This window comes from Streptomyces broussonetiae (assembly GCF_009796285.1).
Lineage (GTDB): Bacteria > Actinomycetota > Actinomycetes > Streptomycetales > Streptomycetaceae > Streptomyces > Streptomyces broussonetiae.
This window is the reverse complement of sequence record NZ_CP047020.1, coordinates 8,676,237-8,700,329: the sequence shown is the minus strand read 5'-3', so window position 1 is coordinate 8,700,329 and position 24,093 is coordinate 8,676,237. Positions and strand designations below refer to the sequence as shown.

The window sequence follows — 24,093 nt, the reverse complement described above, 5'->3', positions numbered from 1 at the left end:
GACCTCGTACGGGAAGAGGCGGTCGCAGGACATCTTTTGTGTGCGCACGATCAACGTCAAGAGCGTTCGCGCAAGATAATCAAAACGATCGCTTAGTTGATCGATTTCCGAGCGCCTCTCCGGTACGGAGCGTCAGAAGCCGCCGACGGGCTGCTCGCCGCCGCAGGAGGAGCGGATGTGCAACTCCGGGAGCAGGTCGAGGTGTTGGCGGGGTCCGGGGCGTCGGCCGTCAGCCTGCTCGGCGAGACGGTGCAGCAGGAGTCCGGCGGCCCGTTCGCCGACCGCGCGGGTGGGTGGTGCGATGGCACTCAGGGGTACGTCGGCGAGGGCGGCGACCTGGTCCTCGTAGGCGATGAGCGCGAAGTCGTCGGGGACCCGCACGCCGTGGGCCTGGAGCCGGGGGACGAGCACGATGGCGTCCTCGTCGCTGTGCACCAGGGCCGCGGTGACGGCGCGTTCGCGCACCGCCCGGACGAGGTAGTCGACGCAGGCGTCGTAGTCGCCGTGCTCCCGGACGCTCGGGGCGCCCTGGTCGACGTCGATGCCGCGTGCGCGTACGGCGGCCTGGAACCCGGCGCTGATCTGGACGGCGTGCGGGCCCTCCTGGAGGACGGCGGTGATCCTGCGGTGGCCGAGGGCGGCCAGGTGGCCGACGGCGGCGGCGGCACCGTGGGCGCGGTCGGTGCGGACCCGGTCGAGATCGGCGGCGGGGTTGCCGGGCGGGGCGGAGCGCTCCACCAGCACGGTGGGCACCCCGCACTCCATCAGCCATTTCTCCTGCCCGTCCTCGGGGATGCCGGCGAACCAACTGGGCGCCGCCAGCAGCCCGCGCGCACCGCCTGCGATCAGGTGGTCCGCCTGGACGCCGTCCTCGGTGTCGACATAACCGGAGACGCCGAGCACGAGCCGACCGCCCCGGGCCTCAACGGCCTCCCGGGCGCCGCGCACGATGTCGGCGAAGAGATTGACCGTGGTCGGCACGATCATCCCGATGACGGCGCCCTCGAGGGATTCCCGCCGCGGTTCGCCGACGGCGGCCGTGGCGGCGGCGTGCTCGCCGGGCCAGACGACCGCGCCGTGCAGCCGGCGCACCCGGCCCTGGGCGGCGAGGGTCTCCACGTCGCGGCGCAGGGTGACGGCGGAGACGCCGAGTTCGGCGGCCAGTTCGGCGACGCGAAGGCTGCCCCGCTCCCGGACGAGTTCGAGCACCCGCTCGTGGCGCTGGTCGACGTGCAGTCGCATGGGGCTCCCCCTGGAACAGTGAGCGCGCTGGAGTGATCGCGAACGGCTTACTCTACGCCCACAATCGTATCGATCGATTCCTCTCAATTCGATCGCTCCGATGTTCGGATGGGTGTCCGACAGCACTCAGTTCCCTCACGGCGCGCTCACGTTGCACTGAGTGCCATGAGGCTCGTCCGGGTGCTACGTTCCCGTCCATGAGCTCCAGCAGCGCGGCGCCGGCCGCGAAGCCGCCGATGCGGGAGGCCCTGGTCGCGGCGGCCTTCCGGCTCTTCGTGGAACGCGGGTACGAGCAGACCACCGTCGACGACATCGTGGCGCTGGCCGGGGTCGGCCGACGTTCCTTCTTCCGGTACTTCCCCTCCAAGGAGGATGTGGTCTTCCCCGATCACGAGCGCTGCCTGGCCGACATGACCGCCTTTCTCGCGGTGAGCGACGAGGAGCACGAGCCGGTGCGGCGGGTCTGCGACGCGGCCCGGCTGGTGCTGCGGATGTACGCCGAGAACCCGGCGTTCTCCGTGCAGCGATACCGCCTCACCAGGCAGGTGCCGGGTCTGCGCGCCTATGAACTGTCGGTGGTGTGGCGCTACGAGCGTGCGCTCGCGGAGTATCTGCGCGGGCGGTTCTCGGGGCGCCCCGACGGGACGCTGCGGGCCGACGTGATCGCCGCGGCGGTCGTCGCCGCGCACAACAACGGCCTGCGCTCCTGGCTGCGGTCGGACGGCGAGGGCGACGCGGGCGCGGCGGTGGACCACGCTCTGGGTTTTGTGCAGCGGGCGTTCGGGCGGGCCGTAGAGGACGTGGCGTCCGTCGGCGTCGGTCCGGTGCCGGCCGGCGGACCGGCCGAACGTCCCGACGACGTGGTGGTGCTGGCCTGCCACCGAGACGCCCCGCTGTGGCGGGTGGTGCAGGAGCTGGAGACGGCGCTGGGCCGGACCTGAGCGGGCCTTGCACACAGATTCAGGGTACCGAGTGCCTTTACCTGTGACACTCAGTGCCATATCCTGTCGGTGTGCGCGGCGGCACGGCCACCACGCACACGTGTGCCCGGTGCGCGCCGGACACGCGGGTTTCCGGCCGAGCGCAGGGAGTTGACCAGCGTGTACCACCACTCAGCAAACGCCACGCATTCGGCGGCCGGCACCGCGACGGGCGTACTCGATCCCGTCTCCGCGGACTCCAGGGACGCCATCGTCTTCCAGCGCTGCACCTGGTGCGGCACCGCGATGTACCACCGGCTGCTGTGTCCGGTGTGCCAGGGCAGCGAGCTGCGCACGGAGCGCAGCGAGGGCGTGGGCACGGTCCGGCACTCCACCGTGCTGCACCGCAACACGCCTGCTGCGCGCAATGTGTCGCTGATCGAGATGGCCGAGGGGTTCGTGGTGCGGGGCCGGGTCATGGGCCCGCCGGTAGGCATCCACAGCGGCGACCGGGTGCGGTTGTCCACCGCCAAGGACCCGGTGCGCGGCGAGCCGGTCTTCCAGCTGACGGACGAGCCCCTGCGGGCCTGGACCTGAGGATCCCGGGCCCACCCCGGCCCAGGCCGTCACGCGCGCGACACCCCGGCAGCAACTGCCGTACCGCGAACGGCTGTCCGGTCTCGAACGCGTGGTTCGCGCCGAGGCCCACGGCTTGGGCGAGCACGCCGTCGCGGTCACCGGCGACCGGCCCGCCCGGCAACCGAATGGATGCCGACCGTCGTAGCCGTAGCCACTGTCACAGTCACAGTCACAGTCACAGTCACAGTCACAGTCACAGTCACAGTCACACGATGTGATCGATCACTTCTCCTTCACAGGCAACCCACAGACTTGACCTTCCGTCCTCCGGGGGCGAGGGGCTCCCGGGACGGCCGGGACGCCCGAGGTCGGGGGTCAGGGAGGAACTGTGGTCCGTGCCCGGCACATAGGGGTGACCGCCGCCGCGTTGCTCGCGGTAGCGGGGGCGTCCCCAGGGGTGGCAGTCGCGCAAGGCCAACAGCCGCCGCATGCAGTCAGGTTGGCCGCGTCGGACGGCGAGGCTCTGCCGCCGGGCTGGCGGCTGTCCGGCGGGGGGCCGGCACAGCAGCTGGTGTGGCGCTCGGACCGGCCGGTGCCGATGGGTGACGCGCGGGTCGAATTCCGTTCGGACGGGCGTCTGTTGGGCGTGCCGCAGCCCGCTCGGGACGGGCGCACCTTCCGGCTGCCGCTCACCGGACAGCAGGCCGACGGGCTGCGCGGGCTGCAAGTGTGGTCCGGTGGCCGGAGGTTGGACGCGCGTCAGCCCTCGGGGGCCGCGTCCGCGGTGAAACCCCCGGCCCCGCTGCCGGCGAACACCGTCGACCCGGGCAGGCCCGGCACGTACCGGACCACGAGCGGCGAGTACAGCCTCAAGGACGTGCGGGTGCCCGGCCTTTCCACGCCGGTGGAGATGCGCGGGGTGGTCGTCGCCCCGGTCGGCACCACGGGCAAGCGGCCGCTGGCACTGTTCCTGCACGGCCGCCACTCCACCTGCTACCAGGGCGAACAGATCAGCGGCGACTGGCCCTGCAAGCCCGGCTGGAAGCCGGTGCCGAGTCACCGCGGCTATCTGCGCGACCAGAAACTGCTGGCCTCGCAGGGCTATGTGACCGTCTCGATCGCCGCCAACGGCATCAACGGCCAGGACTTCGCGGCCGAGGACGGCGGCGCCCAGGCCCGCTCCTCGCTGGTGCGACTGCACCTGGCCCACTGGGCGGACTGGGCCGCGCACCCCGGGACCGCGCCGGGGGCCGTTCGCCGGGCACCGCGTGCCGACCTGTCGCGGGTGCTGCTCGTCGGGCACTCGCGGGGTGGCGAGGGCGTCAACCGGGCGGCCCTGGACAGCCTCTACCCGCCGCCCGCCGACCGGGACGGCTACCACGGCCCGGTCCGCTGGACGGTCCGCGGCACGGTCCTGATCGGCCCCACGGCCTTCGGGCAGAACCCGGTGCCCGATGTGCCGTCGGTGACGATCCTTCCCGGCTGCGACGGTGACGTCTTCGACCTGCAGGGCGAGGTGTACGTCGACGGCACTCGCGCGGTCAGCAACGGCAGCGCGCTGCACAGCGCCGTCTACGTCATCGGTGCCGACCACAACTTCTTCAACTCCGAGTGGACTCCGGGCCGGTCGGCGGCGCCCGCCGAGGACGACTTCTCCGACGACCCCAAGCACCCGGACCCCGTGTGCAACGAGCACGCGGCGCCCCGGCTCGGCGCCGACCAGCAGCACCGGGCCGGTTCGACGTACGTCGCGGCCGCCGCGCGGCTGTTCCTGGCCGGGGACGACCGGGTACGGCCGCTGCTGGACGGCTCCGGCAGGCGGGCGCCGTCGGCGGACCCGGCACGGGTCCTCAGCCATGCGGTGGGGGCGCGCCGGGGTGCCGGGTTCCTGCCGGACGGCGGGGTGTCGGTGTCCGGCGCCCGGCTGTGCGACGCGGTGACCTCCAGCCCGGGCAGGGCCTGTCTGGGGGAGGCCGCGAAGGGGGCGTCGCCGCACTTCGCGCAGTGGGAGACCGGCCCGGAGACCGGCCGGCGCGCGATCGCGCTGCGCTGGACGCGGGCCGGCGCGCCCGCGCGGGTGAGTGTGCGGCGACCGGTGTCGCTCAAGGGCTCCGAGGCGCTGGCGCTGCGGCTGTTCGTGCCGCCGAACTCCCGGGGCACCCAGCTGGACGTGTCGCTCACCGACGCCTCCGGACGGAAGGCAACCTTGGGCCGCGTCCGCGCCGACGGGTTGCCCGGCAGCGCGCGGACCGCGTCGTACTGGGCACGTGAGTTCCGGCTGCCGCTGACGGCGGCCACCCGTGCGGGGTTCGCGCTCGGCTCGGTCAAGTCCATGGAGCTGACGGCACGTTCGGCCTCCGGACAGGCCTGGCTGTTGGACGCGTGGGGCTGGCGTCCGGGGACGCCGGCGGCGCGGGCGGCGGCACTGCCCCGGGTCGACGTCGGCCGGATGACGGTGGAAGAGGGCGACTCGGGGGTGCGCACCTACCGGGTGCCGGTCCGGGTGAGCGGCCACGGCAGTGGCCAGGTCCGGGTGTACGTCGTCGACCCGGCCACCGGAAGTGCGAAGAACCGGCTGGTGACGGTGCGTCCGGGCGGTCATGACATCGACGTACCGGTCGAGGTGAGGGGCAACACCCGCTACGGCTCGGACGTGTCGCACGACGTGCTGGTCAAGGCGGTGCACGGTGCGGTCGTCGGCTCCTACCGGGGCGGGATCACGGTCCACGACGACGATCCGGCGCCGACGATGACGGTCACGCCGGTCGCCGGCCGGGTCACGGAGGGGCAGTCCCTGATCTGGCGGCTGTCCCTGTCGCAGGCGGTCGACGTGGACATGAGCGCGATGTTCACGGCGGTGCCGGGCACGGGGCCGGAGCTGTCCACGAAGGACGTCCCGGCGCGCTGGCTCCGGGACACCGCCGGGGTCGAGCCGGACCCGGAGCGGCCGCTGTCGAAGGCCGGGCTCTACCTGTGGGTGGACATCCCGGCCGGGAAGAGCAGCGTGGACATCACCGTGCCCACCGTCGAGGACAAGGTGAAGGAGCCGGCCGAGTCGGTACGGTTCCAGCAGGCCGACATGGCGAGCGGTGAGCCCGAGTCCGGCGGGCTGGTGCTGAACGGCTCGGTGCTGGACGCGCCGTAGGGCACGGTCGGGATCCGGGTGGCCCGCACCGCGCTCACTGCGTGAGGGTCACGCGGATCCCGACGGTGCCGTCCAGGCCGCGCCGCAGCCTGCTGCCCAGCAGGGTGAGGCGGCCGAGGATGCCGTACTTGCGGGCGAGGAGGCCCCGGTAGCGGGCGGTGGTGGCCGCGTCGGTGATCACGGCGGTGGCCGGCAACTGGTCGCCTGTGGGATTGCCGCGCACGTCGCAGGGGCCGACGAGGACGTCCGCGCGGCGCCGGATCCGCTTGACCTTGAAGCTGTCGGCGACCGTCCAGAGCCCGAGGGCGTCGCCGTCCCTGACCACCCACACCGGGGTGGCCACCGGTGTGCCGTTCTTGCGGTAGCTGGTGACCAGCAGGTACTTACCGGCGCCGAGCCGGTCCAGCCGTGTGTCGTCCATGACCGGCAGTCTAGGATCCCGTCCCCGTTGGGGGCAGAGCGGCCGCCATGCGTCGTACGCCGTCGGTGAGGATCTCGGGCGAGGTGGCCAGGTTCAGCCGTACGTGGCCGGCGCCGCCGGTGCCGAAGGGCAGCCCGGAGTTGACGGCGACCCGGCCGCGCTCGAGGAAGACCTGTGCGGGATCGTCGCCGAGGTCGAGGGCACGGCAGTCGAGCCAGGCCAGGTACGTCGCCTCGGCCGGGTGCAGGCGGATCGCGGGCAGGTGCTCGGCGAGCAGGCGGGCGAGCAGGTTCCGGTTGGCCGCGAGCCCTGCCAGCAGGGCGTCCAGCCAGCCGGTGCCGGCGCGCAGGGCGGCCGTGTGGGCGATGACGCCGATGTGGCTGGGGCCGTGGCCGACCTCCTCGGGGAGCCGGGCGAGGTCGGTGGCGGCGCCGGGTCCGGCGAGTGCGACGGCGGCCTTGAGTCCGGCCAGGTTCCAGCCCTTGGAGGCGGACATCAGGGACAGGCCGCGCTCGGCGCCGGGCACGCTCAGATACGGTACGAAGGGGACGCCGGGGGTGACGAGCGGGGCGTGGATCTCGTCCGCGACGACCCGGACGCCGTAGCGCTCGGCGAGGGCGGCGACGGTGGCCAGTTCGCCCGCGGTGTGGACGGTTCCGGTGGGGTTGTGCGGGCTGCACAGCAGGTAGGCGGCGCGGCCGGAGCCGGCGGTCGCCGCCCGGAACGTCTCCTCCAGGGCGGCCGGGTCGAGGCGCAGGCCGGGGCCGAGCGGCACTTCGACCACCTTGCGGTCCATGTGACCGATGAACTGGAAGAACGGCGGATAGACGGGCGGGTCGACGATCACCGGATCACCCGGCCCGGTGACCAGTCTGAGCATCTCGACCACGCCGAGCATCACGTCCGGAACGATCGCGGTCCGCTCGATCGCGATCCCGTCCCAGTCCCAGCGGTCGGCGGCGAACGCTGCCAGTGCCTCGGCGTAGGCGGTGCCGGTGGGGTATCCGGTGTCGCCGAGGGCGAGCGCGTCGGTGACGGCGCGGACCACCGCTTCGGCGAGGGGGACGTCCATCTCGGCGACCCACAGCGGCAGCACGTCCGCGGGGTAGGTGCGCCACTTCATGCTGGTACGACATCGCAGCCGCTCCAGGTCCAGGGCGCGCAGCGGGTCCGGTTCTCCTGCGGGGTGGTGCGGGATGCCCGTCATGGGGCTCACGATAGGCGGCCGGGGCGGCAGCGGGAACGACCGGAAAGGCCGGAGTGCCCGGCGATGATCAACTCGGGCGTCTAGATTGCGTCGTGAACGGTGAACGCGCCGTTCGCCCGGCTTCCCTCAGGCATCCAGGAGCTGACCCACGTGACCGACAACCCGGCAGCCACCAACGACGTGGCCGTGTCGCTGCGCAGCCGCATCAACACCAGTCAGCCACACACCGCGCGGATCTGGAACTACTGGCTCGGCGGCAAGGACAACTACGAGGTCGACCGCGCGGCCGGTGACCGGATCCGTCAACTGCACCCGGGCATCGGGGAGTACGCGCGCGCCGACCGGCTCTTTCTGGGGCGTGCCGTGCGCCATCTGGTCGCCGAGGCGGGTATCCGGCAGTTCCTGGACATCGGCACCGGGCTGCCCACCGCCGACAACACGCACGAGGTCGCCCAGCGCATCGCGCCGGAGTCCCGGATCGTGTACGTCGACAACGACCCGCTCGTCCTCGCGCACGCGCGCGCCCTGCTGACGAGCACGCCCGAGGGCCGCACCGACTACCTGGACGAGGACCTGCGCAATGTCGACGCGATCCTCGACCACGCGGCGCGGACGCTGGACCTCAGTGAGCCGGTGGCGCTGATGCTGCTCGGCGTGGTCATCTTCATCGGTGACGACGAGGATCCGTACGGCCTGGTACGGCAGTTGACGGATCGTCTGCCGACGGGCAGTCACCTGGTGCTGTCGCACACCGTCACCAGCCCGTCGATGCCGGACGTGGACGAGGCGGTGAAGTTCTGGAACGAGAACGGCACTCCCAGGCTCACCCAGCGCACCCCCGAGGACGTGGCCCGGTTCTTCGACGGGCTCGAGCTGCTGGAGCCGGGGGTGGTGTCCTGCTCGCGCTGGCGCCCGGAGCACGCGCACGGGGCAGCGCCGGAGGAGGTCGCCATGTTCGGTGCAGTGGCACGGAAGAACTGAGCCGCGCTGAACGCCGGGGCCGTGGGCCGCGTATGGAGGTGCGGGCCCTCGACGAGCCGGGGGTCCCGCGCCACCTGCACGGGCGGCGCGCGTTCGGGTTCGGCTTCGGGAGCCTTGCATGCGGCACGCACGACGACGCATCGTCCGGCGAGTGACACGCCTGGCGGCGGTCGGCGGACTCCTTCTGGGGGGCGCGATGGTCACCCAGGCGGCCATGGCGAGCCAGCCGCCTGGGCCCGCCACGAGAGCACTGTCCTCCGCCTCCGGCGCCGAGGACACCGGAGCCGCGCTGGTGGCGCGGCTCGGTACGGCCCGCACGGCGGGGAACTGGATCGGCGCCGACGGGCGTGCGGTAGTGGCGGTGACCGATGACGCGGCGGCGCGGGCGGTGCGTGGCGCGGGCGCCGAGCCCAGGGTCGTCGCGCACAGTATGGACGCACTGAAGTCGGCGACCGCCACGCTGCGTTCGGCGCCGCGTGTGGCGGGCACCGCGTGGGCGGTGGACTACCGGACCAACCGGGTGCTGGTGAGCGCGGACCGAACGGTGTCCCGGGGGGACTGGTCGCGGATGAGCCGACTTGCCGCGAAAATAGGTGACTTCGTGCGGATGGAGCGGGCGCAGGGCAGTTTCACCACGCGGCTGAACGGGGCCCAGCCGATCCTGTCGACCGGTGGGCGCTGCTCGGCGGGGTTCAATGTGACCAACGGGCGGAGCGACTTCATCCTCACCGCCGGGCACTGCGGTCCGGCCGGGTCGACCTGGTTCGCCGACAACCAGGGCAACCAGCAGCTGGGGCAGACGGTGAGCAGCACCTTTCCCGGTAACGACTTCTCGCTCGTGCAGTACGCCTCCGGCAAGGCCGGTGACGGCGCCGACGTCGTCGCGATCGGCGGCGGCAACGGGGTGCGGATCACCGGGGCCGCCGATGCGACGGTGGGGCAGCGGGTGTTCCGCAGCGGCAGCACCAGCGGGCTGCACGACGGGACGGTCACCGCGCTGAACGCGACCGTCAACTACCCCGAGGGAACGGTCACCGGGCTCATCCAGACCAATGTGTGTGCCGAACCGGGCGACAGCGGCGGCCCGCTGTTCTCGGACGGGATCGCGCTCGGTGTCACCTCGGGCGGCAGCGGTGACTGCACGGCGGGCGGGACGACGTTCTTCCAGCCGGTGACCAAGGCTTTGGCGGCGCTGAACGTCAAGCTCATCGTGTCGGCGCAGAACGCCGGCGCGGCCGCCCGGAGCGCCGCCCCCTCCCCCGCGCCGTCCGCGGCGGCCACCCAGGCGGCGATCGCGCCGAGCGCGGTGACACCGGGGTCGGCGGCGCCCGTGACGGGCGGCCGGAGCCAGACGCTGCTGGCACGGCTGACGGACACCCGGAACATCGGTCCCGGGCTGCTGGTCGTCGCGGGCAGTCTGATCGCGCTCGTCGCGACCCGGTACATCCGGGCCGAGCAGGACCGCAAGGCCTATCAGCGGTACTACTCGGCGACGTGGGGCTGACCGGAGCCGGGTTGCGCAGGCAGCGGAGCGGAAAGGCACCCGTACGGTGACGGGTGCCTTTTCGGACGGTTCGGCGCGGTCCGCGCGAGGTCGGTCAGGCCGCGCGCTGCGACTGGGGGGTCACGGCGGCCCACTCCATCACGAGGCGCTGGTACTTCGCGCGCTGCTCGGTGGTAAGTGTCCCGCCGGACCGGCGCCACAGGGCCCTGATCTCCTCGTTGACCTCCGCGGCCGATCGCGCCGAGCGATCCGAGGCGGCTTCAACAGTGGTGGACATGCTGTGAAGCATATGCCGATCGACGTGAAGGCGCCGTGAGCAAGTTCACGTGATACGGACATTCCGGACCGTGTTACTCATCACGTCGATGTGTCAAGCGCCAGGCGGGAGTTCACACCTGGCCCTCACCCAGCACCAGCACCTGGATGGCCAGTACGGCGGCGCCGCGCGCCCAGTCGTGGAAGTCGGAGACCTTCGTCTCCAGGGCGACCGGATCGGCGAGCGGATGCCGGTGGGCGCGGAGGGTCCGGTGGACCGTGTCCCCGGCCACATCCATCAGGCCGACGCCCTCGCCGGCGAGCAGGATCCGCTGCGGCAGGGCGAAGTTGGCGATCTGCGCGACCAGGATGCCGAGCGCCCGGGCGGCCTCGCCGACCACCCGGGAGGCCATGGGCTCGCCCGCGGCGGCACCGGAGAGGATCTCCTCGTAGCCGATGTCACGGCCGGTCGCGGCGCGGACCTGGTACTCGATGCCGGGGATGGTGAGCAACGACACAGCGCTGCCGCGCTCGCCGGTGGGGGTGAGCGGGCCGTGCGGGTCGATGATCCAGTGCAGGCCGGGGCCGCGGCCCTCCTCCGCGAAGGGCACGCGCCTGCCGCCGAGCACCAGCCCGTAGCCGATGCCGGCGCCGATGGTCAGCACGGCGAAGCGCTCCAGCCCGCGGCCCGCGCCGAACCAGGTCTCCGCCTCGGTCAGGGCGGCCACGTCGTTCTCCACGACGACCGGCAGCCCGGTCCGCTCCTGGACCAGGGGGGCGAGCGGCACGTCACGCCAGCCGAGGAACGGCGACTCCTCGACCACCGCGCGCCCGCGCACCAGGCCGCCGACACCGATGCCGATGCCTGCCGGGGCCGGACGCCCCTCGGCCAGCAGGGCGGCCAGCTCGGCGACCGTACCGGCGACGGCGTCCGGGTCATGGGTGGTCAGCGGCCGGTCGAGGCGGCCGACGACCTCGCTGCGCAACGTGGTGGCCACGCCGTAGACCGTGTCGCCGGTGATCTTGAAGCCGAGGAAGGAACAGGAGTCGGCGACGACGCCCAGCGGCCGGGACGGCCGCCCCTGCCGTGCCTCGGCCCCGCCGCCCGCCTCGGGCGCCTCCACCAGCAGCCCGGACTCGATGAGGGGCTTGGTCAGCCGGGTGAGGCTGCCCTGGGAGAGCCCGAGGCGCCGGGCCAGCTCGGTGCGGGAGAGCGGTCCGTGTACGAGCGCCTCGATGGCGACGGAGCGTTCCGCGGGGCTCAGCGGCAGCCATTCGGTCACGGCGCCCCCTTCTCCTCGGTTCTCCTCGGTATGTGTTTCGGCTTCTGTTTTCTTCTGACTCAGAAGCAACCAGGTCACCCTACTCCGCCGCGCGCGCCGCAGAAGCGTTCTCCGACCCCCTTGACGGTCCAATTCTTCCGCCACAAAAGTAATCGGCATGACTTTCTCTCTCGGTATCGTCGGCGCCGGACAGTTCTCCGGTCAGTTCGCCACGCTGTTCCAGGCCCATCCCGGCGTCCGTGACGTGTATGTCACCGATCTGCTGCCCGAGCGGGCCGAGCGGCTCGTCGCCGCACAGGGGCTCGCAGGCACCTTCCCGTCGTACGAGGCCATGCTGGAGTCGAAAGCGGTCGACGCGGTCGCGGTCTTCACCCAGCGCTGGACGCACGGCCCGCTGGTGCTGCAGGGCCTTGCTGCCGGCAAGCACGTGTACTCCGCCGTCCCCATGGCGATCAGCACCGAGGAGACAGCCGCGATCATCGACGCGGTCCGGGCGACCGGGCTGACCTACATGATGGGCGAGACCAGCCAGTACAACCCGGCGACCGTGCACGCCCGCAACCAGATCGACCGGCGCGCCTTCGGTCGGCTGTTCTACGCCGAGGGCGACTACGTCCACGACATGGACCTCGGCTTCTACGACGCCTACCGCTACAGCGGCGGCGAGAACTGGAAGGCGACCGCCAGCTATCCGCCCCTGCTGTATCCGACGCATTCGGTGGGCGGGGTACTCGGGGCCTGGCGGACACATGCGGTGAGCGTGTCGGCGATCGGCGTGCGGGACGATCGCGGCGACGGCGTCTTCGATCGTTCGGTCAGCCAGTTCGACAACGACGTGTCGAACGCGACCGCTCTGTTCGAGGTGGCGGGCGGTGGATCGTTCCGCACGAACGAGTTCCGGCGGGTCGGCTACCCCTCGCACATCCGCGAGTCCCGGTTCCGGTTCTTCGGCACCGAGGCCAGCATGGAGCAGCTGGCGACGGTGGCGCTGTGGCAGGACAAGGACGGGGTGAAGGACATCAGCGAACTGCTGGAGCCCAAGGCGACGCTGTCCCCCGACGATCCCTCGCTGGCCCATGTCGCGCCGGAGCTGCGGGCCGCCTTCACCTCCGGTTCGGCCCCGGTGCACGACCGGTCCCGGCTGCCCCGGGAGTTCGACGGGCTGCACAACGGCCACGAGGGCAGCCATCACTTCCTCGTGGACGACTTCGTCACCGCCGTCAACACCCGTTCACTGCCGTCGGTGGACGCGTGGACGGCCGCCCGCTACACCCTGCCGGGCATCATCGCGCACGAGTCCGCGCGGCAGGGCGGGGTACGGCTGGCGATCCCCGACTTCGGGGACGCGCCCGAGATGTGAGGCTCCGGGCGGCGACGGTTCAGGGGCCCTCAGGTGCCCGGCTTGCGGCCGTAGACGAAGACGTCGTCGCCCGTCCTCAGCAACGACCAGTACTTCTGGGCGTCCTTGGTGGTCATGTTGACGCAGCCGTGCGAACCGGGCGGGTTCCACATGCTCAGGCCCACCGAGTGGAAGGCCTGGCCGCCGTCGAAGAACTGGCTGTAGGGCATCGGCACGTTGTACAGGGTCGAGACGTGGTGGAGGTCCCGCCAGTAGATCTTCTTCAGGCCTGTGCGGGTGGTGTAGCCCTTGCGGCCGGTGCGCACGGGGACGGGTCCGTAGACGAGTTTCCTGCCGTCCTGGATCCAGCTGAGCTGGAGCGTGAGGTTCACGCAGGCGATACGGCCCTTGTTCACCGGACACTTGCCGTCCTTGCCGGGGTTCTTGCCCACGGCCTTCTGCTGGTTGATCAGGTCCATCACGGCCCAGGTGACGGGACCGGCGTAGCCGATGTCGGGGGTGATGCCGTTTCGGTCCTGGAAGGCCTTGATGGCCTTGCAGTCGGCGGCCGACTGCCTGCCGTCGACGGGCCGGCCGAGAAACTTCTCCACCTGCTTCTGGTACGGCCCCGCCTGCGTGGTGCAGTTCGTGGCCGACTGGGCCGGTGCGGCGGTGAGGGCGAGCGCGAGCGGCGCCACCAGTCCCGTGACGCCCAGCGCGACGACACTCCGTCTCCGTATGTCCCCCATGGTTGTCCCCTCTCCCCTTGCGGCCCGGGACCTGCCCCGGGTGCTTTCTACGCGCTTCCCCCGATGTCCGACCACTAGACCTGTGCGGGGGCACGGGGGTTGTGGTTCCGGTCAGGCTGTGACGAAACGGTGAACTTCGTCGCCGCGCAGCCGGCCGGCGGGAAGCCTGCGGCCGTAGGCGACCAGCAGCAGGTCCTGGCCGCGGCCGTACAGGGGCGCGCCCGTGCCGAAGGACCAGTCGAGGTCGTCGGCGCACAGCCGGACGCCGGTGAGGTCGGTGCCGAAGACGCGGAAGGCGCGCGGGTCGACGGCGTCGAGGAGGGTCCGCAGCCGGTCCTCGGGGACCGTGCGGTCCAGCCCCAGGGCGACGGTGACGTCCAGGCCGTGCACGACGTCGTGCCCGAGGGCCGCGACGAGCCCGCCGACCGGGGGCTTCCAGGGATGGTGGGCGTGGATCCGCAGGAACGCGGCGAGTTCGGCGTCCGAGTGGGCGGCCGCGTCTTTGCGGGCGAGCCGGTCGGTCGTGCGGTGCAGGCTGCCGCGCGCCTTGAGCAGTTCCGCCAGGATCCTGGCGGTCGGATACCTGAACCCCATCGACATGTGCGCCACGACCTCCCGTACCCGCCAGCCCGCGCAGAGACTGGGCGCCGCCCACTGCAGGGGCGTCAACGTCTCGAAGAAATCGGCCAATTCGCGACGCTCGGCGGCGATGGCGGCGGCTGTGGCGGCGGTGTCTGCTGCTGTCCCCATGCCTCCAGGGTGTTGATCACGCGGCCGGAAGTCCAAGACATGATCCGTCTGGCACCTAGCATGAACGGTTATGGAGTTGAGGCAGCTGCGGTATTTCGTGACGGTGGTGGAGGAGGCCGGTTTCACCCGGGCCGCCGAGCAGCTGCATCTGGCCCAGCCCGGACTGAGTGCTCAAGTGCGGCAGCTGGAGCGGGAGTTGGGGCAACCGCTGCTGGACCGCTCGGGCCGATCGGTGCGGCCGACGGAGGTCGGTGAGGCCGTGCTGCCGTACGCGCGGGCGGCGCTCGCGGCCGTCGAGGGGATACGGCAGACGGTGCAGGAGTACACCGGTCTGCTGCGCGGCCGGGTCGCCGTGGGTCTCGTCCCCGGCACGCTCGCGCACGCCTTCGACGTGGCCGGGCTGCTGGCGGACTTCCATGCGGCGCACCCGCACGTCGAGGTCACCCTCACCGAGGACACCACGGACCGGATGCTGGCCGCGCTGCGCAGGGGCGAGCTGGACCTTGCGGTCACCGCAGTCGCCGACCAGCCGCCGCCGGGCCTCGCCGTACACGTCGTGATCGACGAGCCGCTGGTGGCGTCGGCCGCCCCCGGGCATCCCCTGCTCGCCGGGTACGACGGCACGGGCGGCGTCCCGCTGACAGCCCTGCGCGGGCACCGGCTGATCAGCCTGCCGCGCGGGACCGGAACGCGCGCCGTCCTGGAACGGCTGTGTGCCGAGGCGGGTTTCCGGCCGCACATCGCCATCGAGGCGGCGACCCCGGACGCGCTCGTCCGCCTGGCGGCCCACGGCCTGGGCGTCGCCGTGGTCCCCGGACTGCTCCCCCGGCCCGGCCTCACCGCCCTGCCCCTCGACGACGCGCGCGCACGCGGACGCGTGGCCCTGGCCTGGCGGGCCGAGGGACCGATGACTCCGGCGGCGCGGGAACTGCTGGGGCGGCTGCGGGCGAGGACGGCCCGGTGAGCGCCGGTGAGCTACCGGCCCGTTCCCGCCTCCGGGTCGCGGTGGGCCGGTCGCGCCGCCGCCCGCACCCCGTCCGGGCGCTGCCGCAGCGCCGCGTGGAAGCCCGTGTTCACCGCCGTCAGACCGCCATCGACCACCAGCGTCGTCCCGGTGATCCACGCGGCGTCACGTGAGGCGAGGAAGGCGACCGCGGCGGCGATGTCCTCGGGCTCGCCGATGCGGCCGAGCGGGTACAGGGTCCGGATGGCGTCGAGTTCGTCGGCGCGGCCCTCCCACGCCGAGGTGCGGACCGTACCCGGCGCCACGAGGTTCACCCGTACACCCCGGGCCGCCGCATGCCCGGCCAGGGTCCGGGTCAGCGAGGAGAGGCCGGCCTTGGCGGCGCTGTAGGCGTGGTTGCCGAAGTCCTGCAGGCCGTTCACGGAGCCGATGCTGACGATCGCGCCGCGCCCGGAGGCGGCGAGGTGGGGCAGCGCGGCCCGGCAGCAGCGCTGGACGCCGGTGAGGGTGATGTCGAGGTCGCGCGCCCACGCCTCGTCGGGGTCGTCCTCGAACAGCGGGGCGTCCGGCGTGCAGTGGGCGGCGCAGTTGACCAGCACGTCCAGCGAGCCGAACGCGGCGACGGCGTGCGCGACGGCGGCCTGCACCGACAGGCGGTCGGCGACGTCGCACGCCAACGCCTCCGCGACCAGGCCCTGTTGACGCAGGGACACCGCGGCTCGCCCGGCCTCGGGCAGGTCACGGTCGGTCAGCAGGACCAGGCCGCCCTCCTCGGCGAGCCGGCGGGCGACGGCCGCGCCGATACCGCGGGCCGCGCCCGTGACGAGAACTCCGTGTCCGGTGAAACGGCTGTGATCGGTCATGGGCCGACCGTACGGCCCGGGCGCCGCGGTTTCACCGGGTACGGCGGGACGACCTCACCGGTAGCCGGTGACATCGGCGGGCCTGCCCGTGTCCTGCACCTCGACCAGGTACCGCCAGGCGTCGGGCCGGCTGCCGTCGAGGTCGGTGAAGCCGTACACCCGGGCGAGTCCGCCGCTGGACAGGGACTGCCCGTTGAAGCGGGCAACGTCGGGATCGGTGGCCAGGGCGGCAACGGCGCGGCCGGCGAAGCGCGGGGTCTCGGAGATGGCGAAGTGCGGTTCGCGGACGAGGGCGTCACGCCAGTTGTCCTCGCGCACTCCGTATGCGTCGAGCATCAGCTCCGAGCGCAGCCAGCCCGGGGTGAGCGCGAGGGCGGTGGCGCCGCGCGGGCCCAGCTCGTGGCCGAGCGCGAAGGCCATGCGCAGGACGCCGGCCTTGGCGAGGTCGTAGAAGAAGTTCACGCGGTAGGTGTCGCGGTTGTAGTCGGCGGTGCCGTCGGTGACTTCCACGACCAGGCCGCCGGGCCGGCGCAGCAGCAGGGGCAGCGCGTAGTGGCTGGTGACGGCGTGGGTCTCGACCGCGAGCCGCAGGAGCCTGAGCCCGTTGTCCAGGTCGTGCTCCCAGACCGGGGTGTTCCACTCGAAGAGGTTCTCGCCGCCCCAGATGTCGTTGACGAGGATGTCCAGCCGGCCCTGTTCGTCCGCGATGCGGTCCACCAGGGTCCGTACGGCGCCGTGGTCCAGGTGGTCGACGGGGACGCCGATCCCGGTTCCGCCCGCCGCGGTGACGAGGTCGGCGGTGTCCTCGATGGTCTCGGGGCGGTCGTACTCCGAGCGCCGGGTGCGGGTGCTGCGGCCGGTGACGTAGACGGTGGCGCCGGCCGCGCCGAGTTCCACGGCGATGCCGCGTCCGGCGCCCCGGGTCGCCCCGGCGACCAGCGCCACCCTGTCGTTGAGCGGTCCTGACATGCCCGGCCTCCTGTGCGGTGCGACTGCTGTCGCGGTCCACTGTCACGGGAAAGCCGGACATCTTCTGTCGGTATTGCCTGCGAGGTCTGCCGGTACTACCTGCTCAGTCGCTCCTCCAGCCCTGCCTCGTCGGCGAGGAACCACAGCTGGTTTCCCTGGTTGGACTCGTACACGAAGTCGCGCAGGGCCTCGCTCGCCCCGAGGTGCGCCGAGATGTCGCCGAGGACCGCGAGCCGCAGCCGGTAGTTCACGAACTTCTGCACGACGGCGCCGGCCACGCCGGAGCGCAGCCGGAAGAACTCCTCCGCCACCCGCTGCACGGGCACCGCGACCAGCTCGGCGTCCTGGCCGAACGCGTCGCCGATCAGGTCCAGCGCCACGCGTTCGCCGTCGAGGAGCGGGCCGTGGGATGCACAGCGCAGGACGCGGGTGCCGTGCAGGGTCTCGAGCGTGTTCGTGTGCGCGGTCATGACCGTGATCGTACGGGCGTACGCGGCTTCAGTGCCCGCGACGGATCCACTCCTCCAGGTGGGGTGCCTCGGCACCGATCGTCGTGGACTCGCCGTGCCCGGTGAGAACCTTGGTCTGCGGCGGCAGGGTGAGGAGCTTGTCGCGGATGGAGTCGATGATCGTCGGGAAGTGGGAGTACGAGCGGCCGGTGGCGCCGGGACCGCCCTGGAAGAGGGTGTCGCCGGTGAAGACGGCGCCGAGCCCGGGGTCGTACAGGCAGACGGCCCCGGGGGCGTGGCCCGGGGTGTGGATCACGGTGAGGTCGGCGCCGGCCGCCTCGATGACCTGCCCGTCCAACAGGTGCCGGTCGGGCTCGCGGTCCGGGTGGGTCATCCGCCACAGCGGCAGGTCGTCGGGGTGCAGCCAGATGGTGGCGCCGGTGAGGTCGGCGAGTCGCGGTGCGGCGTTGACGTGGTCGTTGTGGGCGTGCGTGCACACGATGGCGATCAGGCGCCGGTCGTCGACCGCTGCGGCGATGGCCTCGGCGTCGTGGGCTGCGTCGACGACGATCACCTCCCGCTCGTCGCCGACGATCCACACGTTGTTCTCGACGTCCCAGGTGCCGCCGTCGAGGCTGAACTTGCCGGAGGTGACGAGGCGTTCGATGCGCACGGTCATCACAGCACCACCACCGAGCGCAGCACGTCACCGCCGTGCATCCGCTCGAACGCCTTCTCCACCTCGTCCAGTTGGACGGTCTCGGTGACGAACGCGTCGAGCGGCAGCCGGCCCTGCAGGTGCAGGTCGATCAGCATGGGGAAGTCCCGGCTGGGCAGACAGTCGCCGTACCAGGACGACTTCAGGGCGCCGCCTCGGCCGAAGACGTCCAGCAGGGGCAGTTCGAGCTTCATCTCGGGGGTGGGCACGCCGACGAGGACGACGGTGCCGGCGAGGTCGCGGGCGTAGAAGGCCTGCCGGTAGGTCTCGGGGCGGCCGACGGCCTCGATGACGACGTCGGCTCCGAAGCCTCCGGTCAGCTCGCGGATCGCCTCGACCGGGTCGGTGTCCTTGGAGTTGACGGTGTGGGTGGCGCCCAGGGCGCGGGCCCGGTCGAGCTTGCGGCCGTCGATGTCCACGGCGATGATCTTCGCCGCGCCCGCGAGGTTCGACCCGGCGATGGCCGCGTCGCCGACGCCGCCGCAGCCGATGACGGCGACGGAGTCGCCGCGGCCGACGCCGCCCGTGTTGATGGCCGCGCCGATGCCGGCCATGACTCCGCAGCCGAGCAGTCCGGCGACCGCCGGGGAGACGGCCGGGTCGACCTTGGTGCACTGACCGGCGGCGACGAGCGTCTTCTCGGCGAACGCGCCGATGCCGAGCGCCGGGGACAGCTCGGTGCCATCGGTCAGGGTCATCTTCTGCTTGGCGTTGTGGGTGTCGAAGCAGTACCAGGGGCGGCCCCGCAGACAGGCCCGGCACTGGCCGCACACCGCACGCCAGTTGAGGACGACGAAGTCACCGGGTGCCACCTCCGTGACACCCTCGCCGACCGACTCCACGACGCCGGCGGCCTCGTGGCCGAGCAGGAAGGGGAAGTCGTCCGTGATGCCGCCCTGTTTGTAGTGCAGATCGGTGTGGCAGACACCGCAGGCCTGGACGCGTACGACGGCCTCGCCGGGCCCCGGGTCCGGGACCACGATCGTCTCGACCCGTACGGGTGCGTCCTTCCCCGGTGCGATCACGCCGCGTACTTCCTGCGCCATGGTCCGGCCCCTTCTTTCGATTGCCTTCGTTGCCGACCCTACGCGTGACCGATCGGTAGCGGGGCGGACCACGGCGGTGGTCGTGGATCTTTCCGGCCTCCGGCCGCACGGGTCCGGCAGCCACCGGCAGAGGGGCTGCAGCCGGGGAAGGGGATCGGAATCCTTTGCTGTCGCTTCGCATCGCATTGGAATGTGACCGAAAATGGCCATTCCATGATGACAATTTTTTTGCAGGGTGTGGGAGTCTGCCTGGTGTGTGCGCCCGGCCGCGCCGTGCCTCAATGGGGGCATGTTCCTTGACGGCCGCACCGGACGTACCGCATTCCTGTTCTCGGCCGATGCCTCGCCACGGCCCGGAACCGGGCGTGAACTCCGGGCGGAGTGCCCGGTGTTCGCCGAGGCACTGGACGACGTCTGCGCACGCCTCGACCCGTATCTCGAACTCCCGCTGGGCGGCGTGATGTTCGCGGCCGACGGCACGCACACGGCGGCGCTGCTGGAGCGGGCGTCGTTCGCCGGTCCGGCGCTCTTCGCGCTCCAGGCGGCGCAGTACCGGCTGCTGGGCAGCTGGGGCGTCCGGCCGGACGTGGTCTACGGTCAGGCGGCCGGGCGGATGGCCGCCGCGTATGCCGCCGGTGTCTTCTCCCTGGCCGAGGCCTGCCACGCGGTCGGCACTCTGGCCCGGCTCCTCGACGCCCTGCCCGAACCGGCACCGGAGCGCCCCGGGATGGACGGGCTCCTCGGCGCGTACGGCCGTACGCTTGCCACGCTGCACCCACGGGCCCCGCGCCTCCCGCTCGTGTGCGATGTCACCGCCCGCCCGGTGGGCGCCGAGACCGCCGAGGCGGAGTTCTGGGTACCACGCGCCCCACTGCCGTTCACGGACATGGCCGGCGCACTGCACCGCACCGGGGTCCGCACCTGGATCGAGCTGGGGCCGGGCGATCTGCTCGTCCGCCTCCTGCCCGGCTGCCTGCCGGGGAGCACGGGCGCGGCGTTCGCGTTCTCCCGGGACTGGGAGGTACTGCGGGCGGGGCGGGAGCCGGCGGCAGGCCCCGGACCCGGGCAGCGGTGAGGGCCGCCCCACCGACGGGGACGGCCCTCGCAACCGGGGTCGGATCAGCCCTCGACGGCCGGGACCAGGCCCGTCACGGGGGCCGCGAGGTCGGTGACCTGGTGCAGTTCGTTCAGCTTGTTCAGCTGGTTGACCCGGTTCAGCGCGCGCATCTGCTCGGACACCCGCGGGACCTGCTTCTTGTGCGCGGCCGGGATGTCGCTGACGGTGAGCGAGTCCAGCGTGGTCATGGGGTTGATCAGCCCGGTGTGCGGTGCGCTCTCGGCGGCCGCGTTCGCCAGCGGGGCGGCGAGACCCGTGATCCCGGCGGCGAGGCCGAGGGCGGCGACGATACGTCGTGTTGAGATCATGCCTTCAGCAACGCGCCCGGGCCCCGGCCGGACACGGTCGGCGGCCCCCGCTCACCCGTGAGGCGGAGACCACCGGCTGCGCTTGCCGTGGCCGCCGGGCCGGAGGAGCCTCGAAGAACGGAGTCCGCGCGGTCCGCTCCGCGCCGGGCCGCGGGCGCCTGGAGGAGGTCACCATGGGCATCGCGACAGGTTCCGCCTTCGACATCGAGACACTGCGCCGGGCCGTGGAGGGCAACACCGGCAACTCCCTGCTCGCGCTCTACGCCGACGGGGCACAGATCCGCATCGTCGACCACAACAACCAGCCCAGCCATCCCACGGTGCTGCACGGCCGGATCCAGATCGCCGAGTTGCTGAACGACGTCTACAGCCGCGACATGACGCACAAGCTCGAGCAGTGCGTCCTGCAGGGCGACCACCTCGCCTTCAGCGAGGTGTGCCAGTACGGCGACGGCACCAAGGTCTTCGCCGAGTCGATGGTCACGTTGCGGGACGGCAAGATCGCCGACCAGCTGATCATCCAGGCCTGGGACGAGTAGGCGTACCCGATATGGCGGGCGTCGGCAGGAAGGGTGCGAGGGTCCGGGTCACCTCCAGGCTGACCTGGACCTTCTCGGCCCATGCGGCCCTGGGAGGGATACGTCTGCGGTCGCTGCTCAAGGCCGCGCGGCCACGCCCCGTGCCGAGCGGCCGACGCTCCCGGCACCGTCGAGCCGTTCCGTGCCGGCGCCGTTGAGGCGTCCGCGGCCGGCACCGGGACCGGGAGCTTGCGCATGCTCGGTTAGGCTGTACACGGGCCGTGACTGGCGCTGAGGTGGAGTACCACCGGGGAGCGGCCCGTGCCGGTTGCCGCGCGCCTGGGCGAGAGAGTCGATCCGCTCAGGAGTGTGCAGCATGACCCAGGCCCGTCTCATGGACGGCACCGCCCTCGCCCGCCGTGTCGTCGAGGACACCACGAGGAGGGCGGCCGAGCTGACCGCCCGGACCGGTGTCACCCCGTGCCTCGCGACCGTCCTGGTCGGTGAGGACCCGGCGTCCGTGACCTATGTCCGCATGAAGCAGAACCGCTGCCGCAAGGCCGGTATCGCCTCCCGGCACGTGGCGCTGCCGGCCACCACGACGACCGCCGAACTCGTCGGCATCCTGCGGGAGTTGTCCGCCGATCCGGCCGTGCACGGCATCCTGCTCCAGCACCCGGTCGGCGACCATGTCGACGAGCGGGCGGCGTTCGAGGCGATCGCGCCCGAGAAGGACGTCGACGGAGTCACCTTCGCCTCGTTCGCCACGATGAGCTTCGGCCTGCCGGGCTTCGTCTCCTGCACACCGGGCGGGATCATGCGGCTGCTGGACGAGTACGGCGTCGACCCCGCCGGCAAGCGGGCGGTGGTCGTGGGCCGCAGTGCGATTCTCGGCAAGCCGGTGGGCATGCTGCTCCTGGCCCGGGACGCGACCGTGACCTACTGCCATTCGCGCACCCGGGAGTTGTCGGCGGCGGTCCGCGAGGCCGACATCGTCGTCGCGGCCGTCGGCCGGCCCCGGCTGATCCGCGGGCAGGACATCAAGCCCGGCGCGGTCGTGATCGACGCGGGCTACAACCCGGGCAACGTCGGCGACGTCGACTTCGACTCGGCCGTGGAGCGGGCCTCGCTGATCACCCCGGTGCCGGGTGGTGTCGGCCCGATGACCATCGCCACCCTGCTGGAGCAGACGGTCGCGGCCGCCGGGAGGGCGACCGCGTGACACCGGGCGGCCAGGTCCGGGACCATTTCCGGTCGTCCCGGCCGTTGCAGTTCCCGATCACGACCGTGGTGCCGTCGGTGGTGCCGGGCTCGTAGGCGTCGAGGCACCTGTCGCCGTGGACGACCAGCTTGTGCCGAACGTGTCGCGCGCCGACCGCAGAGCCCGCCCGGGCGCGAGGTCTGCGACCCGAAGGAGGGGGAACCGGCCGCGCGGTCCGGCCCGTTGGGCCCCGCGGTCGGCGCCGCGCCGCCATACTGGGTCACTGTGCGCATTGCGATCATGACGGCCGGATCCCGGGGCGATGTCGCCCCCTACACCGGGCTGGGGCACCGCCTCGCGCTGGCCGGGCACGAGGTCACCCTGGTCACCCATGCCCGCTTCGAGCCGCTGGTGGCGGGGTCGGGCGTACGGTTCCACTCCCTGCCCGTCGATCCACTGGCGGAGCTGGAGTCCCCGCGCGGACGCGGCCTGCAGCGCAGTGCCAGCGACGCCGGGAAACTGCTGCGCCTGGCGGACATGGCGCGCCGACTGGTCGGGCGGATGACCGAGGACCTGCTCACGGCGGCCGACGGCAGCGAGGCGCTGCTGCTGTCCGCCTCGCTGGCCCCGCTCGGCCATACGATCGCCGAGGGACTGCGGCTGCCGAGCATCGGCGTCTATCTCCAACCCATCGCCGGGACAAGGGAGTTCGCACCTGCGGTACTCGGTGGCGGCTCCTGGGGACCAGTGGCCAACCGGGCGGCCGGGCACGGGGTGTGCCTCGCCACGGAACACATCTTCGCCGGCGCCCTGCCCGGGGTGCGCAGACGGCTCGGTCTGCCCCGGCAGCGGGCCGGGGCGGGACTGCGCACCAGGGAGCGGCGGCTGTGGCCGGTACTCCACGGCTTCAGCCCGCTGGTGGTGCCCCGGCCCCGGGACTGGCGCCCTGGACTGACGGTGAGCGGGTACTGGTGGCCGTACGACACACAGCAGGAACTCCCGCAGAATGTACGGGAGTTCCTTGATGACGGTCCGCCTCCGGTCTTCGTCGGGCTGGGCAGCGCCACCGTGCCGGACGCCCGGCGGCTCAGCGCCCAGGTGGTGGCGGCGCTGCGGCGGGCCGGGCTGCGCGGGGTGATCCAGCGCGGCTGGGGCGGGCTCACGGCCGACGGAGACGACATGCTGACCATCGGCGAGGTGCCGCACGCGCTGCTGTTCCCGCACATGGCGGCCGTGGTCCACCACGCGGGCGCGGGCACGACCGCGGCGGGGCTGCGCGCCGGGGTGCCGGCGGTGCCGGTACCGGTCCAGTTCGACGCGGGCTTCTGGTCGGCCCGGCTGGTGGCGCTGGGCGTCGCACCGGCCGCCGTACCGCTGCGCCGCCTGACCGTGGACGCCCTGTCCTCGGCCCTGGTCCAAGCCACCCGAGAGCCTCCGTACCGGGACCGGGCCCGCACCCTGGGCATTCGCATCCGCGGGGAGGACGGCACCGCCCCGGTCCTGAAGGCACTGCAGCGGCTGGGCGGTTGAGGGGGCCGACGACGGCGGGCCCCGGCCCCACGCGG

Annotated in this window: 24 protein-coding genes and 1 riboswitch; of the genes, 11 read left to right on the top strand and 13 right to left on the bottom strand. The window is 72.4% G+C overall.

Annotated features, from left to right (window positions below; all coding sequences use genetic code 11):
• Positions 1 to 132: 132 nt before the first annotated feature.
• Positions 133 to 1,242, bottom strand: coding sequence for a substrate-binding domain-containing protein (locus tag GQF42_RS39650; protein WP_158928100.1), 1,110 nt, complete (start codon positions 1,240 to 1,242; stop codon positions 133 to 135).
• 197 nt (positions 1,243 to 1,439) lie between these two features.
• On the opposite strand from GQF42_RS39650, the gene GQF42_RS39645 reads away from it, so the two are divergent.
• From GQF42_RS39645 to GQF42_RS39635, 3 genes are all read left to right on the top strand, one after another.
• The gene (locus tag GQF42_RS39645; protein WP_158928098.1) at positions 1,440 to 2,183 is read left to right on the top strand and encodes a TetR family transcriptional regulator; all 744 of its coding nucleotides are present in this window, start codon (positions 1,440 to 1,442) and stop codon (positions 2,181 to 2,183) included.
• Positions 2,184 to 2,342: 159 nt separating this feature from the next.
• Positions 2,343 to 2,759 (top strand): Zn-ribbon domain-containing OB-fold protein, encoded by a 417-nt coding sequence (locus tag GQF42_RS39640; protein ID WP_158928096.1) that lies wholly within the window; start codon positions 2,343 to 2,345, stop codon positions 2,757 to 2,759.
• 370 nt (positions 2,760 to 3,129) lie between these two features.
• Positions 3,130 to 5,886: a hypothetical protein gene (locus GQF42_RS39635; protein WP_158928094.1), complete on the top strand. Its 2,757-nt coding sequence runs from the start codon at positions 3,130 to 3,132 to the stop codon at positions 5,884 to 5,886.
• 34 nt (positions 5,887 to 5,920) lie between these two features.
• Here the strand turns inward: GQF42_RS39635 and GQF42_RS39630 are convergent, their stop codons facing one another.
• Positions 5,921 to 6,307 carry a PPOX class F420-dependent oxidoreductase gene (locus GQF42_RS39630; RefSeq protein WP_158928092.1) on the bottom strand — a complete coding sequence of 129 codons (387 nt, stop codon included), beginning with the start codon at positions 6,305 to 6,307 and terminating at the stop codon, positions 5,921 to 5,923.
• A 10-nt stretch (positions 6,308 to 6,317) separates the two neighbouring features.
• Positions 6,318 to 7,514, bottom strand: coding sequence for a MalY/PatB family protein (locus GQF42_RS39625; RefSeq protein ID WP_158928089.1), 1,197 nt, complete (start codon positions 7,512 to 7,514; stop codon positions 6,318 to 6,320).
• A gap of 150 nt (positions 7,515 to 7,664) precedes the next feature.
• Here GQF42_RS39625 and GQF42_RS39620 point away from each other — a divergent pair, with 150 nt between their 5' ends.
• Positions 7,665 to 8,495 (top strand): SAM-dependent methyltransferase, encoded by an 831-nt coding sequence (locus GQF42_RS39620; RefSeq protein WP_158928087.1) that lies wholly within the window; start codon positions 7,665 to 7,667, stop codon positions 8,493 to 8,495.
• A gap of 118 nt (positions 8,496 to 8,613) precedes the next feature.
• A complete protein-coding gene (locus GQF42_RS39615; RefSeq protein WP_158928085.1) occupies positions 8,614 to 9,999 on the top strand; it encodes a S1 family peptidase in 1,386 nt (461 codons plus the stop codon).
• Between the two features lie 94 nt (positions 10,000 to 10,093).
• Here the strand turns inward: GQF42_RS39615 and GQF42_RS39610 are convergent, their stop codons facing one another.
• Positions 10,094 to 10,288, bottom strand: a complete 195-nt coding sequence (locus tag GQF42_RS39610) for a hypothetical protein (protein ID WP_158928083.1) — start codon at positions 10,286 to 10,288, stop codon at positions 10,094 to 10,096.
• 100 nt (positions 10,289 to 10,388) lie between these two features.
• On the bottom strand, positions 10,389 to 11,537 hold the full coding sequence (locus GQF42_RS39605) for an ROK family transcriptional regulator (RefSeq protein ID WP_233273637.1): 1,149 nt from the start codon (positions 11,535 to 11,537) through the stop codon (positions 10,389 to 10,391).
• Positions 11,538 to 11,694: 157 nt separating this feature from the next.
• Between GQF42_RS39605 and GQF42_RS39600 the strand changes: the two genes are divergently transcribed.
• On the top strand, positions 11,695 to 12,897 hold the full coding sequence (locus tag GQF42_RS39600; RefSeq protein ID WP_158928079.1) for a Gfo/Idh/MocA family protein: 1,203 nt from the start codon (positions 11,695 to 11,697) through the stop codon (positions 12,895 to 12,897).
• A 29-nt stretch (positions 12,898 to 12,926) separates the two neighbouring features.
• On the opposite strand, the gene GQF42_RS39595 is transcribed toward GQF42_RS39600, so the two are convergent.
• Both GQF42_RS39595 and GQF42_RS39590 read right to left on the bottom strand, forming a co-directional pair.
• A complete protein-coding gene (locus GQF42_RS39595; protein ID WP_158928077.1) occupies positions 12,927 to 13,625 on the bottom strand; it encodes a L,D-transpeptidase family protein in 699 nt (232 codons plus the stop codon).
• 111 nt (positions 13,626 to 13,736) lie between these two features.
• The gene (locus GQF42_RS39590; RefSeq protein ID WP_158928075.1) at positions 13,737 to 14,375 is read right to left on the bottom strand and encodes a maleylpyruvate isomerase family mycothiol-dependent enzyme; all 639 of its coding nucleotides are present in this window, start codon (positions 14,373 to 14,375) and stop codon (positions 13,737 to 13,739) included.
• A 70-nt stretch (positions 14,376 to 14,445) separates the two neighbouring features.
• On the opposite strand from GQF42_RS39590, the gene GQF42_RS39585 reads away from it, so the two are divergent.
• On the top strand, positions 14,446 to 15,339 hold the full coding sequence (locus GQF42_RS39585) for a LysR family transcriptional regulator (RefSeq protein ID WP_158928073.1): 894 nt from the start codon (positions 14,446 to 14,448) through the stop codon (positions 15,337 to 15,339).
• Positions 15,340 to 15,350: 11 nt separating this feature from the next.
• Here GQF42_RS39585 and GQF42_RS39580 read toward each other — a convergent pair whose 3' ends face one another.
• From GQF42_RS39580 to GQF42_RS39560, 5 genes are all read right to left on the bottom strand, one after another.
• The gene (locus GQF42_RS39580) at positions 15,351 to 16,202 is read right to left on the bottom strand and encodes an SDR family NAD(P)-dependent oxidoreductase (RefSeq protein ID WP_158928071.1); all 852 of its coding nucleotides are present in this window, start codon (positions 16,200 to 16,202) and stop codon (positions 15,351 to 15,353) included.
• Between the two features lie 54 nt (positions 16,203 to 16,256).
• Positions 16,257 to 17,171, bottom strand: a complete 915-nt coding sequence (locus GQF42_RS39575) for an SDR family oxidoreductase (protein ID WP_158928069.1) — start codon at positions 17,169 to 17,171, stop codon at positions 16,257 to 16,259.
• A gap of 95 nt (positions 17,172 to 17,266) precedes the next feature.
• Positions 17,267 to 17,641, bottom strand: coding sequence for a DUF4180 domain-containing protein (locus GQF42_RS39570; RefSeq protein WP_158928067.1), 375 nt, complete (start codon positions 17,639 to 17,641; stop codon positions 17,267 to 17,269).
• Positions 17,642 to 17,669: 28 nt separating this feature from the next.
• Positions 17,670 to 18,299, bottom strand: a complete 630-nt coding sequence (locus tag GQF42_RS39565; RefSeq protein ID WP_158928065.1) for an MBL fold metallo-hydrolase — start codon at positions 18,297 to 18,299, stop codon at positions 17,670 to 17,672.
• A complete protein-coding gene (locus tag GQF42_RS39560) occupies positions 18,299 to 19,384 on the bottom strand; it encodes an S-(hydroxymethyl)mycothiol dehydrogenase (protein WP_158928063.1) in 1,086 nt (361 codons plus the stop codon). Before GQF42_RS39560 ends, GQF42_RS39565 begins: the two co-directional genes overlap by 1 nt.
• Positions 19,385 to 19,673: 289 nt before the next feature.
• Between GQF42_RS39560 and GQF42_RS39555 the strand changes: the two genes are divergently transcribed.
• A complete protein-coding gene (locus GQF42_RS39555) occupies positions 19,674 to 20,459 on the top strand; it encodes an acyltransferase domain-containing protein (RefSeq protein WP_158928061.1) in 786 nt (261 codons plus the stop codon).
• 44 nt (positions 20,460 to 20,503) lie between these two features.
• Here the strand turns inward: GQF42_RS39555 and GQF42_RS39550 are convergent, their stop codons facing one another.
• Entirely contained in the window at positions 20,504 to 20,809 is a 306-nt protein-coding gene (locus GQF42_RS39550; protein ID WP_158928060.1) for a hypothetical protein, read from the bottom strand.
• Between the two features lie 173 nt (positions 20,810 to 20,982).
• Here GQF42_RS39550 and GQF42_RS39545 point away from each other — a divergent pair, with 173 nt between their 5' ends.
• The 3 genes from GQF42_RS39545 (at position 20,983) to GQF42_RS39535 (ending at position 24,058) form a co-directional block, all read left to right on the top strand.
• Entirely contained in the window at positions 20,983 to 21,348 is a 366-nt protein-coding gene (locus GQF42_RS39545; protein ID WP_158928059.1) for a nuclear transport factor 2 family protein, read from the top strand.
• 250 nt (positions 21,349 to 21,598) lie between these two features.
• A riboswitch (ZMP/ZTP riboswitch) is annotated at positions 21,599 to 21,679 on the top strand.
• Positions 21,680 to 21,703: 24 nt separating this feature from the next.
• Positions 21,704 to 22,549, top strand: a complete 846-nt coding sequence (locus GQF42_RS39540) for a bifunctional 5,10-methylenetetrahydrofolate dehydrogenase/5,10-methenyltetrahydrofolate cyclohydrolase (RefSeq protein WP_158928057.1) — start codon at positions 21,704 to 21,706, stop codon at positions 22,547 to 22,549.
• 279 nt (positions 22,550 to 22,828) lie between these two features.
• A complete protein-coding gene (locus tag GQF42_RS39535) occupies positions 22,829 to 24,058 on the top strand; it encodes a glycosyltransferase (RefSeq protein WP_158931140.1) in 1,230 nt (409 codons plus the stop codon).
• Positions 24,059 to 24,093 lie beyond the last annotated feature (35 nt).

Coding starts and splice junctions, on each gene's coding strand:
- GQF42_RS39650 (WP_158928100.1), bottom strand. CDS start 1,242: ATGCGACTGCACGTCGACCAGCGCCACGAGCGGGTGCTCGAACTCGTC.
- GQF42_RS39645 (WP_158928098.1), top strand. CDS start 1,440: ATGAGCTCCAGCAGCGCGGCGCCGGCCGCGAAGCCGCCGATGCGGGAG.
- GQF42_RS39630 (WP_158928092.1), bottom strand. CDS start 6,307: ATGGACGACACACGGCTGGACCGGCTCGGCGCCGGTAAGTACCTGCTG.
- GQF42_RS39625 (WP_158928089.1), bottom strand. CDS start 7,514: ATGACGGGCATCCCGCACCACCCCGCAGGAGAACCGGACCCGCTGCGC.
- GQF42_RS39615 (WP_158928085.1), top strand. CDS start 8,614: ATGCGGCACGCACGACGACGCATCGTCCGGCGAGTGACACGCCTGGCG.
- GQF42_RS39610 (WP_158928083.1), bottom strand. CDS start 10,288: ATGCTTCACAGCATGTCCACCACTGTTGAAGCCGCCTCGGATCGCTCG.
- GQF42_RS39600 (WP_158928079.1), top strand. CDS start 11,695: ATGACTTTCTCTCTCGGTATCGTCGGCGCCGGACAGTTCTCCGGTCAG.
- GQF42_RS39595 (WP_158928077.1), bottom strand. CDS start 13,625: ATGGGGGACATACGGAGACGGAGTGTCGTCGCGCTGGGCGTCACGGGA.
- GQF42_RS39590 (WP_158928075.1), bottom strand. CDS start 14,375: ATGGGGACAGCAGCAGACACCGCCGCCACAGCCGCCGCCATCGCCGCC.
- GQF42_RS39585 (WP_158928073.1), top strand. CDS start 14,446: ATGGAGTTGAGGCAGCTGCGGTATTTCGTGACGGTGGTGGAGGAGGCC.
- GQF42_RS39580 (WP_158928071.1), bottom strand. CDS start 16,202: ATGACCGATCACAGCCGTTTCACCGGACACGGAGTTCTCGTCACGGGC.
- GQF42_RS39575 (WP_158928069.1), bottom strand. CDS start 17,171: ATGTCAGGACCGCTCAACGACAGGGTGGCGCTGGTCGCCGGGGCGACC.
- GQF42_RS39570 (WP_158928067.1), bottom strand. CDS start 17,641: ATGACCGCGCACACGAACACGCTCGAGACCCTGCACGGCACCCGCGTC.
- GQF42_RS39565 (WP_158928065.1), bottom strand. CDS start 18,299: ATGACCGTGCGCATCGAACGCCTCGTCACCTCCGGCAAGTTCAGCCTC.
- GQF42_RS39560 (WP_158928063.1), bottom strand. CDS start 19,384: ATGGCGCAGGAAGTACGCGGCGTGATCGCACCGGGGAAGGACGCACCC.
- GQF42_RS39555 (WP_158928061.1), top strand. CDS start 19,674: ATGTTCCTTGACGGCCGCACCGGACGTACCGCATTCCTGTTCTCGGCC.
- GQF42_RS39550 (WP_158928060.1), bottom strand. CDS start 20,809: ATGATCTCAACACGACGTATCGTCGCCGCCCTCGGCCTCGCCGCCGGG.
- GQF42_RS39545 (WP_158928059.1), top strand. CDS start 20,983: ATGGGCATCGCGACAGGTTCCGCCTTCGACATCGAGACACTGCGCCGG.
- GQF42_RS39540 (WP_158928057.1), top strand. CDS start 21,704: ATGACCCAGGCCCGTCTCATGGACGGCACCGCCCTCGCCCGCCGTGTC.
- GQF42_RS39535 (WP_158931140.1), top strand. CDS start 22,829: ATGACGGCCGGATCCCGGGGCGATGTCGCCCCCTACACCGGGCTGGGG.